The organism is Brevibacterium picturae, from assembly GCF_900105045.1.
Classification (GTDB): Bacteria; Actinomycetota; Actinomycetes; order Actinomycetales; family Brevibacteriaceae; genus Brevibacterium; species Brevibacterium picturae.
The window spans coordinates 3,438,466-3,451,931 of record NZ_LT629739.1; the positions used below are offsets into that span (position 1 = coordinate 3,438,466).

A 13,466-nucleotide genomic window follows, 5' to 3' on the forward strand; every position below is an offset into this window, starting at 1 on the left:
GAGTACACGCACAAAACCAATACGCGCGCAGTGACTTAAACTTGGATAGTCCCATGGTTCGATAGGAACCTCCGATGGTTCGACGTGGGACGCGAAGAAGATTTGCTGAGGGAAGGGTTCGTACGTGCGTTACACACTTGCTGTGATTCTCATGGTGGTGGGTCTCGTTGTCGGGGGCCTCGGAATTCTGCAGAAGACTCTGTGGGCGCCGGATGACCAGATCACCGCCACCACGAAGATCGATGCAGAGGCACCGGCCGTCGTCGTCGACCCCGGAATGCTCAATCTCTACGAAACCCCCGCGACTCTCGAGGTCGAGGGATCGGGCGAACTCACAATCGCCCAGGCCCCGATCGAGAACGTCGACGCCTGGGTCGGAAACTCCGCCTCCGCTCGCGTGACCGGTCTGGCCCCCGAAGGGGGACTGACCGTCAAGAAGCAGGACGGCGAGGCCGAGGTTCCCAATCCGGCCGGTGCCGACCTCTGGACGTCCGAGGTCACCGGAACCGACAAGGTCAGCCTCGACTGGACCGATGACGCGAACCGGACAGGGTTCCTCATCGCCGGCAGCGGTGAACCCGGCGACGTCAAGACCGTCACCATCTCCTGGCCCAACCATGCCGACACCCCCTGGGCCATCCCGTTGATGGTCATCGGCGGAGCACTGTTCGTCGGCGGCATCGTCGTTCTGTTCTTCAACCGCAACAGTGCGAAGAAGGAGAAGGACCGGCGCACGGCCCGCCAGGAACGCCGCCGCAAGCTGGCGGAATACGGCACCGCTTTCGCGATCGTCCCGGTTCTGGCGCTGAGCGCCTGTGGACCCGAGGAGCTGCCGAAACCGGAACCATCAGAGGCCCCGAGCTCAGCCGGCGCCGGAGTCAACGGCGATCAGGCCGAGCGGATCCTCGACTCCGTGGCTCAGGGCATCAAGGCCGCTGACAAGGACACCGACGCCTCCGAGCTGAAGAAGCGCGCCACCGGACCTGCCCTGCAGCAGCGCGAGGACGCCTACAAGGTGAAGAAGAAGATCGAGAAGCACAAGCTGCCGCCGGCAGTGGCCAACGAGAAGGTCGTGGTCAACTACACGGCAGCCACCGACTCCTGGCCGCGTATGACCAGCCTCATCACCTCGTCGGGCGATGACACCCAGCTTCTGGTCCTGACTCAGGAAGATCCGCGCGCGGACTACAAGCTGTGGGCACAGACCCAGCTGGTCCCGGGCACCGAACTGCCGGAGATCCCCGACGCCCGGAAGGGTTCAGCGCTGCTCGATCCGAAGACCAAGGACTATGTCGTGACTCCGGAGAAGGCCGTCTCCAACTACGCCAAGGCACTGGAATCGGGCAAGGATTCGAAGGAAGCGAAGAAGTTCGAAGCCGATGACTTCTCGAAGTCGATTTGGAAGAACCAGGCGGCACAGAAGGAGAGCGCAGAAGAAGGCAAGGCCGAGGTCGAGTACAAGTACACGCCGGGCAAGGAGATCGTCGCGCAGGGAACTGCAGGTGACGCCGCCGTCGTGACCGGAGTCGTCGAGGCCGAGTCCACGATCTCTCCACAATCCGTCGACGGCCGTACCGGAACCCTGACGCTGTCCACACCGCAGAAGGAGCTGACCGGATCCGACAGCACCCAGAAGCCGGTGACGACGAAGACGACGCAGGTGATGACTTTCCTCGTGCCCAAGGACGGCAAGGTGCGCCTCATCGGTGGACTGGAGACGCTCAGCGGCGCCGAGCTGGAATAGTTCCGGGCCGACGGTCTGAAATAGTCGCAGGCCGGGCAGCGTTGATACGTTCTAAACTGGATGACATCAGCGCCGTCCGGACCGGAGAGTTCCGCCACGACGACGCACCGAACGTAATCGCACTTCCCGCAACAAAGGAGACCACGTGTCAATGGATCCCTCGCAGGACAACACCCAGCCCAACCAAGGACTCGACTTGTCCGCGGTACGCGGCAGGAACCTGCCTCACGAGGAGCAGAGCAGTGGGCCGGGGCAGGGTGCCGGAGGAGCTGCGGACCCGAATGCGGTTACGGTGCCGGCCCTGGCCTTCGACGTCGATGAGGCCAGTTTCAACGACGTCGTCGCGATCTCAGACCGGGTTCCCGTCGTCATCGACCTGTGGGCGGACTGGAGCGAGCCGGGCAAGCAGCTCTCACCGATCGTCCAACGCGTCGTCGAATCCTTCGCCGGCCGCCTGGTCCTGGCGAAGGTCGACGTCGACGCCAACCCACGACTGCAGCAGGCCTTCGGCGTCGAATCGATCCCGAACGTCATCGCCGTCGTCAAGGGCCAGCCCGTGCCCCTGTTCCAGGGCGCGCTGCCCGAACCGCAGGTGAAGGCCTACTTCGACGAGCTGCTCAAGCTCGCCGGCGAGAACGGCGTCACCGGATATGCCGTCGTCGCCGGTGCCGAGCAGGAACCAACAGGTCCCGCCCACCCGGAGGCCGAAGAGGCCCTGAGTCGGGGAGACTTCGACACCGCCGAATCCCTGTTCAACGCCGCTCTGTCGGCATCTCCGGCCGACGAGGAAGCCAAATTCGGCCTGGCTCGGGCAGGACTGGGACGCCGCCTCATCGACGCCGACCCACAGCAGCTCATCGCCGCCGCCGATGCGAACCCGAAGGACGTCGAGGCGGCCAAGGCAGCCGCCGACGCAGAGGTCGTCGGAGGCAACCCGAGCAGCGCCTTCACCCGATTGATCTCACTGATCCGCGTCAGCGCCGGCGATGAGAAGGAAGCGCTGCGTCTGCGGGTTCTCGAACTCTTCGAAGTCCTGGGTGCGGATGATCCGGCCGTGACCAAGGCGCGCACAGCATTGATGAGGGCCTTGTTCTGATCCAGAGAATCCGTCTCTCCACAGCCATTCTGTTCGCGTTCGCAGCAGTGATCGTGGCAGTTCTGGTTGTCTCCGCTCTGTCCGTCGTCGGCACCGACGAGGTGACCGAGACCGACGCCTTCACCGTCAAGGACGGCGCTCACGCCGTGGTCCTCGATGAAGCGATCGTTCCCTATTCGGGCACGGACGTCACCGTCGAGGCACATAACTCCGACGGCAAGGAACTGTTCGTCGGGACCGCGAACGGTGTCGACACCGACAGCATCCTCGATGGAGTGGCACAGGAGCAGATCAGCAACGTCGAGTTCCCCAACACCCTCGATCATCGGTTCATTCCCGGCGACTCCGCTCCGGAGGCGCCGCTGACGGACATGGACTGGTGGATCAGCCAGGACACGGGGGAGAACGTTGCGAAGACCTTCGACCTCGACGCTGATCCACAGGTGCTCGTCATCGCCGCCGCGAACGAGGGCGAGAATCTCGACGGAACCACCGTCTCGTTGAAGATGCGTGTCGAGGGAGTGCTGGCACTGAGCCTGATCGGCATCGGCTTGGGCATCATCATGGCCGGATTCGCGGCCTATTTCTTCCTGCGATGGTTCAACGGTCGCATCCGACCGGAGAAGAAAAAGAAGAAGTCGGTGGGCAGAGATGCCCGCCGTGGCTCGGGGCCAGGCTCGGGATCGGGCCCCGGCCCCGGTGCCGGCTCGGGCGGTCACCCCGCGGGGACGAACACCGGACGTGTGAGGAGCTCTCGGCTCGTGAAGAAGGGCGACAACGCGAAGGCAGCGCCACCTCGGCGAGGGAACACGTCCGGCAGGCGATCCCTGCGCACGGTCACGGCAGCGACATTGGCCTCCGGTCTGGCCCTGAGCGGGTGCAGCGCGGTGCCGATCGCGCAGCCGGACAGCCCCGACATCACTCCTTATGAACGGACGGCGATGCGCCCGGGCGACGCCGGAGAATTCATGACCAACTACACCGAGTCACTCGATAAGATCCTCGATGACGGGGGCACCGACCTCGAGAAGATTCAGGGCGAGCCCCTGATCGATCGGACCCGCGCACAGATCCAGATCGCGAAGAAGGCGAAGCAGAAGCTGCGCGCACCGAACTTCAGCGAGGTCGTCGCCGGCAGCCCGAGCTTCACCGAGTACCCGATGTGGTTCTACGCCTTCGGCACCTCCAAAGGGGACGCGAAACTCACACAGGTGCAATTGGTGACCCGGGAATCGGCGGCGACCGATCCGATCGTGCGCACTGCTTCCTACATCCCAACCGAACAGATGCCGACGCTGATGGCCGACGGGAACGGGGCAGTCAAGCCCGGCCCGGAGGATTTCAAAGAAGACATGACGACGACAGCGGATCACGTCTCCTCGTTCCTCGTCGACGGCAAGGCCGATAAGGCGGATGCCAAAGGATTGAAGGAGGGCGGGTTCAAGGACTTCAGAGGTTATCTGGGCGACCTGCGCGGCAAGGACTCCGGTTTCGACAAGGTCGACGTCGACTGCAAACCCTATGAGAAGTTCGACTTCACCTCGATGACTCTGAGCACCGAGCACGGCGCCATCGGGATGGGCGAAGTCCGCTGCACCCTGACGATCAAGGTCCCTGGTGACTATTCGGTCGACCTCGGCGACACCATCGAGGCAGTGAAGACCAACGACAAGGACGGAGACACCGTCAAGGTCGACACCGCTCACCCATATGTGCTGATGAAGACCGGAGATGAGCTGAGCGCCGTGGGCACCGACTGGAACGTGCTGTCCTCGCGCATCGAGTGACAGCTGGCCTCACCGAGGCGGTGTGGCAACGGCCTCAGGCGGCGCGGATTCTGCGTCCCACGAGGGCCAGCCACCACAGTCCGACGAGGGGCAGGATGAGCGGGATGAACCCGTAGCCGCTGCCGAAGGACGACCACACGGAGGGGTTCGCGAAGTCCTCCGGGTGAGTGAAGCTGAGGATGCCGACGACGATGACGCCGGCGAACTCGATGAGGCACGAGGCGATCGCGATCCGGTGCGAGGTGCGGTTGCCGATGACCAGGCAGATCGTCGCCACGATGTAGATGACCGCGGCGATCACGGACAGCGAATACGCGACCGGGGCCACGTCGAACTCGCGGATGACCTGGTAGCCGGCCCGTGCTGTCGCCGAGAGCGCGAAGACCCCGTAGACGGCGGTCAGCGCCCGGCCCGGCCCGGTGTGCATCGCCGAGAACGGTGACCGGCTCTTCTTCGCTGCCCGATCCTGCTTCGCCGAGGCGATTTCGTGTCGCTTCTTCACTGCCAAATCTGGTCCAATCTCTCGATCATGACGATCACCGTCAGTCCTGCCGCTGCGAGCACTCCCGGTCCCCATCGGCTCAACTCCGCGAACGCCCAGAAACCGGCGAGGCCGATGACGAGGATCGCGGTGATGACATAACCGAAGTACAGGAGCGGATCGATGCCGTCGGTCGAACCGAATGTGGCGATCGAGAGCACCAGCTGCACGATGAGCAGCAGCAGAAGCAGTGCGGTCGCGCCGAGCAGCATGGTGTTGGCGGGCCGGTTGCGGATGGCCTCGACGATCGACCAGATGACCAGCACGGCGGAGACGGCATAGAGCACGATGGTGAAAACGGTGAACACCCGCCCAGTTTAGTCACCGTCGACGATCACCCCGAACTCGTGCAGGGGTTGACTCCGTCGGGTGCCGGGTGAGATTGGGCACGGATCCTGGCCGAAGCGGCATTCACGGCCTAAAATCGGAAGAGTGCCGATTTACCTTGACCACGCAGCCACCTCGCCGATGCCGGCAGAGGTGCTCGACGTCTACACCGCTGAACTGAGCCGACGGGCCAACCCCTCGGCTCTGCACGCCGTCGGTCAGGCCGCACGAATGCGCATCGAGACCGCCCGTGAGGACATTGCCCGCGGGGTCGGTGCCGCAACCTCGTCCGAGGTCATCTTCACCTCCGGCGGCACCGAAGCCGATAACTTCGCACTCAAGGGCCTCTACCTGTCCCGCAACAACAACACCTTCGAGGCACCCATTCGCCCACGCGTGCTCACCTCGACGGTCGAACACCATGCGATCCTCGACTCGGTCGAATGGCTCGAGAGCCAGGGCGCCGAGGTCGTCTACCTCGACGTCGACGAAGAGGGACACCTCGACCTCGACGCGGCCGGGACCGAGCTGCGTCGGGACCCGGAACGCACGGCACTCATCTCCATCATGGCCGCGAACAACGAAATCGGCACGCTGCAGCCCATCGCCGAGATCGGCTCGGTGGCCAAGGAACTCGGCGTCCCCTTCCACATCGACGCCGTCCAGGCCCTGGGCCAGATCCCACTGGACTTCGCCGAACTCGGGGCGACCGCCATGTCGATCACCGCTCACAAGATCGGCGGACCGGTGGGCATCGGCGCACTGCTGCTCGACCGGGCCGCGGCGCCAGCACCGATCCTCCACGGCGGCGGTCAGGAACGCGGCGTCCGCTCAGGCACACTCGACGTGGCCGGCGCCATGGCCTTCGCCCAGGCCGTCGAGCTCGCCACGTCCGACATCGAGGCACGATCTGCCCGCTTCTCATTCCTGCGCGACCGGCTCATCGCCGGCATCGAGGACACGATCCCGAACGCCACCCTCTCCGGTCGCCGAGGTGGGGGCCGGCTGCCCGCGAACGCGCACTTCACGTTCTCCGGATGTGAAGGCGATTCCCTTCTCTTCGGCCTCGACGCGAGAGGACTGGCGACCTCGACGGGCTCGGCCTGCTCGGCCGGGGTCTCACGTCCCTCCCACGTGCTGCTCGCCTGCGGCATGGACGAGGACGTCGCCAGATCAGCACAACGATTCAGCCTCGGCCACGACTCGACCGAAGACGAAGTCGATCGCCTTCTCGAGGTTCTGCCCGAAGTCGTCGAACAAGCACACCAAGCCGGAATGGTCTCGGCCACTCCACGCTGGATGCAAGGAGCATCATGAAAATTCTCGTCGCCATGTCCGGCGGAGTCGACTCATCAGTCGCCGCAGCACGTGCCGTCGACGCCGGCCACGAAGTCGTCGGCGTCCACCTCGCCCTGTCCCGCATGCCCGGAACCCTGCGCACGGGCTCACGCGGCTGCTGCACCATCGAAGACTCCAGGGACGCCCACCGTGTGGCCGGGATGCTCGACATCCCGTTCTACGTGTGGGACTTCTCCGAGAGGTTCAAAGAGGACATCGTCGATGACTTCATCGCCGAATACGCGGCCGGACGCACACCCAACCCGTGCATGCGCTGCAATGAGCGCATCAAGTTCGCAGCCCTCCTCGACCGGGCCCTGGCGCTGGGCTTCGACGCCATCGCCACAGGCCACTACGCCGAGGTGCTGCGCGACGAAGACGGCCGACCGGAACTCCACCGCGGAGAAGACCTGGCGAAGGACCAGTCCTACGTCCTCGGCGTCCTCTCCGGCGATCAGCTCGAGCACTGCTACTTCCCGATCGGCGCCACCGCATCCAAGGCCGAAGTCCGCGCCGAGGCGGCCGAGCGTGGGTTCTCCGTGGCCAACAAGCCCGACTCCTACGACATCTGCTTCATCCCCGACGGAGACACGAAGGCGTGGCTGGCGGACAAGATCCCCATGCGCCCGGGCCTGATCAAAGACGCCGAGGGCGAGACCCTGGGCGAACACGACGGTGCGATGACCTACACCATCGGCCAGCGCAAGGGGCTGGGCATCCAGAAGCCCGCCCCCGACGGCCAGCCTCGATTCGTCACCGATCTCGACCCGGCGTCGAACACTGTCACGGTGGGTTCCCGTGGTGACCTCGCGGTGTCGCATCTGACCGGGATTCGCACCACCTGGGCCGGTCCGGCACCGGCCGACATCGGCCGCGAACCGGCGACCGCCATCGACTGCGAGGTCCAGATCCGGGCGCACAGCGACCCGGTTCCGGCTCGGGCCTGGCTCGGTGACTTCATCTCCGAGGCACCCGAGCACGAGGTGAACCCGATCGTCGACGAGGTCGAGGTTCCGGCCGCCCGTCCTGCCGGACAGCTCATGCACATCGACGTCGATCAAGAACTCTCCGGGGTCGCTCCCGGGCAGACCATGGTCATCTACCGCGGAACCCGGGTTCTCGGTCAGGCCACGATCGACATGACAGCCAAGGACCGCCTCGGCGTCTGAGGACACGGACCACCTCGGCCTCTGAGGTCCCGGCGTCCGAACTATGCTCCTCGCCCCTGCGTTAACCTGGGGGGTATGAAGGAATTTCCCCAAGATGTCGTCACGGCACCTTTCGGAACCTGGTCGTCACCGCTGAGCGCTGCGGAGGTGGCTGCGGGCTCCGCACCGATCTTCGATGCCGCATTCCGCGGTGAGCACATCTACTTCTCGACGAAGGTTCCGGCGGAGAATTCCCGCACCGGACTGATCCGGACCTCGCTGTCGCATCCGGGGCTGAAGGAGCAGGTGCTGCCCGCGAACTTCAACATCAGGTCCTCCGTTCACGAATACGGGGGAGCAGCATGGGCGCTGGATCCCAGCAGCGAGGTCATCTACTTCGTCAATGCCGCCGACCAGCGGATTTGGCAGATCATCCCGGGCAAGGCTCCCCATGCGCTGACCCCGGACACCTCGGGCCGCATCCGGTACGGCGACCTGACGATGACCCCCTGGGGATTGCTGTGCGTGCGCGAGGACTGCCGGTCCACGCGCAGGGAGCGGGCCATCGTCCTCATCACCCGGCACGGGACGACGAATGTGCTCTCGCGACATTCCTATTTCATGGCCGGGCCCCGGCTGTCCCCGGACGGTTCGACGCTGGCGTTCATCGGCTGGGAACACCCCAACATGCCCTGGGACCAGACGAGTCTGTGGCTCATCGACGTCCGCACCCGCGACATTCCCGCCGCAGCGGTTCTGCACGGACACGAAGTCTCACTCCTGCAGCCCGAATTCACCTCGGACTCCTCGCTGGTCATCAGCTCCGACCACAACGGGCGCTGGTCCCTGTACTCGCTGGACTTCGAACCGATCGACTGCCTGGTTCGCGACAGACGTGCTGCGAAGGATTCCGAGCAGGCGAGTGAGACCGCTGAAAAACTCGAGGTTTCCGACCTGCGACCGGTCCTCGACACCGGAGGTGAGATCGGCGGCCCACTCTGGCAGCTGGGAACCACCTGGCATCTGGGCGATGACGAGGAGATCTGGGCCCACTCCCAGTCCGACACAGCCTCGTTGATCAGGGCGAGACTTCCACAGTCGGAGAACGGCGGCTTCGATAAGATCACACCGCCGGGGGAGAGGTTCGGCAGCCTCGAACTCCACGACCTCAGCCACAGCCATGTTCTCCTGACCGGAAAGTCTGCGGACTCGACCGGTGCCCTCCATGCCGTCGACCGGGCCACCGGCAGCTTCATCGAGATCGCTCAGGAACGTCTCGACGCTCATCACGACTACTATTCGCGCCCCAGCACCCGGGAGTTCGGCGGCGTCCCGGTCGTTCTCCACCCACCGCACAACCCGAGATTCACCGCCGGTGAACATGAACTCCCGCCCTACGTGATCTCCATCCACGGCGGACCGACGGGCCAGGCGACACCCGATATGTCCGCCCGCTCCAGCTACTTCACCTCCAGGGGCATCGGAGTGCTGGAGGTCAACTACGGCGGCTCGACCGGCTACGGCCGAGAATGGCGCAACCGTCTGCGCGGCCAATGGGGGATCGTCGACGTCTCCGACACCCTCGCCGCAGTCGAAGCTCTGGTGGCCGAAGGGCTGGCAGACCCGAGCCGGATTGCGATCTCCGGGGCCTCCTCCGGTGGGTGGACCGTGCTCTCGGCACTGGCCTCGACGGAGGCCTTCGCCTGCGGCACCTCCTATTTCGGGGTCACGGACCTCATGCGCTTCGTCGTCGACACCCACGACTTCGAGAAGCACTACATCGACGGGCTGGTCGGCCCCTGGCCGGAGGCCCAAGACGCCTACATCACCCGTTCACCGATCCGCCGGACGAGTGACATCACCGTCCCCGTGGCCATCATGCAAGGCGACCGCGACCCGATCGTGCCTCCCAGCCAGGCCCAGGAATTCGTCGATACCCTTGAACTGACCGGAGTGGAGTACATTTACCGTCTGTACAAGGGCGAATCTCACGGATTCGTCCGCTCCGAAACCATCATCGATTCCCTGGAAAGCGAGTTCGGGTTCTATGCCGACGTCTTCGGAATCCCACGCAGCGCCACCCATGGATGACCAGGGTGCAGCGCTGTCCACTGGCGAGCCGACCACTCTGACGCCTGCGGGCACGACCACCGGAATCTGGATCCCCGGCCCCAGACATGAGCTCGGATCCGGTTCGGTGACCGGAGCAGCCGGGTACATCGCGAACAGTCCCGTGCGCGAGGCGGCCGCGGCTGCCTTCACCCATCTCGGCGAACAGCTGCCACCGATGCCGCTGATCGCCCATCGTTCCGAGGACCGCTGGGGCACGGACGCGGTCGGACGCGCAGTCGGTCTCCTCACCGAACTCCACGTCGATCGCGCCTCCTTCGGGTGGCGCCTGACGAGTGCAGCGGGCCGCGACGAACGACTCGAGTACTCGGCGCTGAGCGAGGCCTTCGACGCCATCGCCGAATATGGCGACGGATACTCCGGTCCGGTCCAGGTCTCGCTGCCGGGACCGTGGAGCCTGGTGACCGCTCTGAGCCTGAGTTCGGGAGCACCCGTGCTCGGAGACCTCGGCGCCCGCCGTGATGTCATCCAGGCCTATGCGTTCGGTCTGGCCGCCTTCGCCGACAAACTCTCGACACTGGGCATGCAGCCCGTGATCCGGCTCGTCGAGACCCGCCTGCACCGGGTCCTCACCGGCACCTGGCCCACGGTCTCCGGCTGGGCCACCTTGCCCGCGGTCAGCGAAACCCAGGTCTACGCCGCGCTGCAGTCGACTCTGCGCCACCTGCCCCCGGTTCTGCTCAGCCTCCCGGACTTCGACCCCCTGCAGCTGCAGGGCAAGGAGATCACCGCCGCCGAGGTGGTCCGCAATACCGGTGCCACCGCCGTGTCAGTGCCGTTGGCTAGCCTGAAGGCATACGGATGGGAACAGCTCGCCATGATCTCCGAAGCTGGGATCGGGACATGGATGGGCCTGCCGCCGAATGCAGGGTCGAGTCCGAAGGAGGTCAAGCACTGGCTGAACCGGATCATGACGCCGTGGAATCGCATCGGCATGGGTGCGAAGAGTCTGCGCGATTTCGGAGTCCTCGCGGGCGAAGAGCTGCCGATGACCTACCCGCCCCTGCTGTCCTCAGTCGACGAGGACGGTGCCGAGAACATCAGCAAGGGAACGATGATGATCGCCGCCGGTCTGCGGCGTGCCTTTGAGGAGATCGAATGACCGCAACACCCGACAGCACCGGCGAGTCCGACAAATCAGACCTCTCGGACGCCACCGCCCGTGCCCAAGCTCATGCAGAGCTGGTGGAGAAGATCGAAGAGCAGCGTGCAGCCTACTACAAGGACGACTCGCCCCTGGTCGCCGACGCTGAGTACGACGATCTCGTCCACCGCCTCGAAGACCTCGAGGAGAAGTTCCCCGAACTCGTCACCGACTCCTCACCGACCCAGACCGTCGGCGGCAACGTCGACACGTCCACCTTCGATCCTGTCGAGCACATCGGTCGGATGTACAGCCTCGACAACGTCTTCGACTTCGAAGAGCTGAGGGGATGGTACGACCGGGTCCGGGCGGCCACCTCGGCGACGTCGAAGTTCCTGTGCGAACTCAAGATCGACGGACTCGCCGTCAACCTCCTCTACCGCAACGGTGAACTCGTTCGCGCCGCCACCCGCGGCGACGGACGCATCGGTGAGGACATCACCGCCAACGTCCGCACCATCTCCGACATCCCAGACAAACTCGACACAGACTACCCGCCCGCGGAGGTCGAGATCCGCGGCGAAGTCTTCTTCCCGCTCGAGAAGTTCACCGAACTCAATGCTGCCCTGGTCGAGGAGGGCAAGTCCCCGTTTGCTAACCCGCGGAACTCGGCCGCGGGATCCCTGCGCCAGAAGGATCCCGCCGTCACCGCAGTGCGACCGCTGCACATGCTCGTCCACGGCATCGCCGTGTGGACACCGGCCGATGATTCGCATCCCGAGCCGGGGCACCAATCGGAGGTCTACGAACAGTTCCGTTCCTGGGGCCTGCCCATCAGCGAATACTTCAAGGTTCTCGAGACGATCGATGAGATCGAGGACTTCATCACCCACTACGGCGAACACCGCCACGATGTCACCCACGAGATCGACGGCATCGTCATCAAGATCGACGACATCGCCGTCCAGGAGACCCTGGGCTACACCTCGCGCGCGCCGAGGTGGGCGACGGCCTTCAAATATCCGCCCGAAGAGGTCACGACGAAGCTCATCGACATCCAGGTGCAGGTGGGCAGGACAGGACGCGTCACCCCGTTCGCCGTGATGGAACCGGTCACCGTCGCCGGATCCACCGTGGAACGAGCCACCCTGCACAACGGCTACGAAGTCACACGCAAGGGCGTACTCATCGGCGACACGGTGACCCTGCGCAAAGCAGGCGACGTCATTCCTGAGGTGCTCGGACCAGTGGTGGCTGCGCGTGATGGCAGCGAATACGAGTTCGTCATGCCCACTCACTGCCCCTCTTGTGGAACCGAACTCGGCGAGCAGAAAGCCGGTGACAAGGACAAACGCTGCCCGAACTCGCGGTCGTGCCCCGCGCAGCTGGCCAATCGCATCTTCTACCTCGCCTCCCGCGCAGCGTTCGACATCGAGGCACTGGGTGAAGAGGCGGCGCTGGCTCTGACCGCTCCGGCCGAGCCTGAGGCACCGCCGCTGACCTCGGAGGCATTTCTCTTCGACCTCACGGCAGAAGACTTGGCCGATGTGAAGATCTATCGGAACAAGAAGGTCAAAGGGGTGGAGACCGGGGAGCGCGAACTCGTGCCCTATTTCTACACCCGCGCAACCGCGAAGAAGCCGAGCGCCCCGAGCGCGAATACGACAAAGCTCTTCGAGGAACTCGACAAAGCCAAGGACCAGGACCTGTGGCGAGTCCTCGTCGCGCTGTCGATCAGGCACGTCGGCCCGACCGCCGCACGAACCCTGGCCGCACACTTTCGCACGCTCGAAGCAATCCGAGCCGCCGAGCTCGAGGAGCTCTCAGCAGTCGACGGCATCGGTTCGACGATCGCAGCGAGCCTCCGGGACTGGTTCGCCGTCGACTGGCATGTCGAGATCGTCGATGCCTGGGCCGCCGCCGGTGTCCGAATGGAGGATGAGGAACAGGAAACCGGAGCGCAGACCCTGGAAGGCATGACGATCGTGGCCACCGGTTCGCTGAGCACGTTCACCCGCGACGGAATCAAGGAGGCGATCCTCGGCGCCGGGGGCAAGGCATCGAGCTCCGTGTCGAAGAAGACCGACTACCTTGTGGCCGGGGACAACGCCGGGTCGAAGCTGGACAAGGCCGAATCTCTGGGAGTCAGGGTCCTCGACGAGGACACGTTCCGCGCGCTGTTGGACACAGGCAGTCTCGACTGACTCGACCAGTCCAGATCTAGCGCACGGCTTCCACCGATTCGTCATCGAATGTCAAGGATCATCACAG

Annotated in this window: 10 protein-coding genes; 8 read left to right on the forward strand and 2 right to left on the reverse strand. The window is 64.7% G+C overall.

Going from position 1 to position 13,466, the window contains the following annotated elements:
- The first annotated feature begins 124 nt into the window (after positions 1-124).
- From BLT92_RS15710 to BLT92_RS15720, 3 genes are all read left to right on the forward strand, one after another.
- The gene (locus BLT92_RS15710) at positions 125-1,744 is read left to right on the forward strand and encodes a DUF8094 domain-containing protein (RefSeq protein WP_092107050.1); all 1,620 of its coding nucleotides are present in this window, start codon (positions 125-127) and stop codon (positions 1,742-1,744) included.
- 151 nt (positions 1,745-1,895) lie between these two features.
- The gene (locus tag BLT92_RS15715; RefSeq protein WP_092107052.1) at positions 1,896-2,840 is read left to right on the forward strand and encodes a tetratricopeptide repeat protein; all 945 of its coding nucleotides are present in this window, start codon (positions 1,896-1,898) and stop codon (positions 2,838-2,840) included.
- A 53-nt stretch (positions 2,841-2,893) separates the two neighbouring features.
- Positions 2,894-4,627, forward strand: a complete 1,734-nt coding sequence (locus BLT92_RS15720; RefSeq protein WP_092107054.1) for a hypothetical protein — start codon at positions 2,894-2,896, stop codon at positions 4,625-4,627.
- Between the two features lie 34 nt (positions 4,628-4,661).
- On the opposite strand, the gene BLT92_RS15725 is transcribed toward BLT92_RS15720, so the two are convergent.
- Both BLT92_RS15725 and BLT92_RS15730 read right to left on the reverse strand, forming a co-directional pair.
- A complete protein-coding gene (locus BLT92_RS15725; RefSeq protein WP_092107056.1) occupies positions 4,662-5,129 on the reverse strand; it encodes a hypothetical protein in 468 nt (155 codons plus the stop codon).
- Complete coding sequence (locus BLT92_RS15730; protein WP_092107058.1) at positions 5,126-5,476, reverse strand: hypothetical protein; 351 nt, start codon at positions 5,474-5,476, stop codon at positions 5,126-5,128. The genes BLT92_RS15725 and BLT92_RS15730 overlap by 4 nt, the downstream gene beginning before the upstream one ends.
- Before the next feature lie 124 nt (positions 5,477-5,600).
- On the opposite strand from BLT92_RS15730, the gene BLT92_RS15735 reads away from it, so the two are divergent.
- The 5 genes from BLT92_RS15735 (at position 5,601) to ligA (ending at position 13,399) form a co-directional block, all read left to right on the forward strand.
- On the forward strand, positions 5,601-6,812 hold the full coding sequence (locus BLT92_RS15735) for a cysteine desulfurase family protein (protein ID WP_092107060.1): 1,212 nt from the start codon (positions 5,601-5,603) through the stop codon (positions 6,810-6,812).
- On the forward strand, positions 6,809-8,002 hold the full coding sequence (mnmA, locus tag BLT92_RS15740; RefSeq protein WP_092107062.1) for a tRNA 2-thiouridine(34) synthase MnmA: 1,194 nt from the start codon (positions 6,809-6,811) through the stop codon (positions 8,000-8,002). The genes BLT92_RS15735 and mnmA overlap by 4 nt, the downstream gene beginning before the upstream one ends.
- A 75-nt stretch (positions 8,003-8,077) precedes the next feature.
- Positions 8,078-10,072 (forward strand): prolyl oligopeptidase family serine peptidase, encoded by a 1,995-nt coding sequence (locus BLT92_RS15745; RefSeq protein WP_092107064.1) that lies wholly within the window; start codon positions 8,078-8,080, stop codon positions 10,070-10,072.
- Entirely contained in the window at positions 10,065-11,213 is a 1,149-nt protein-coding gene (locus BLT92_RS15750; RefSeq protein WP_092107066.1) for a uroporphyrinogen decarboxylase/cobalamine-independent methonine synthase family protein, read from the forward strand. The genes BLT92_RS15745 and BLT92_RS15750 overlap by 8 nt, the downstream gene beginning before the upstream one ends.
- Positions 11,210-13,399, forward strand: coding sequence for an NAD-dependent DNA ligase LigA (ligA, locus tag BLT92_RS15755; RefSeq protein ID WP_092107068.1), 2,190 nt, complete (start codon positions 11,210-11,212; stop codon positions 13,397-13,399). The genes BLT92_RS15750 and ligA overlap by 4 nt, the downstream gene beginning before the upstream one ends.
- The last annotated feature ends 67 nt before the right edge of the window (positions 13,400-13,466 follow it).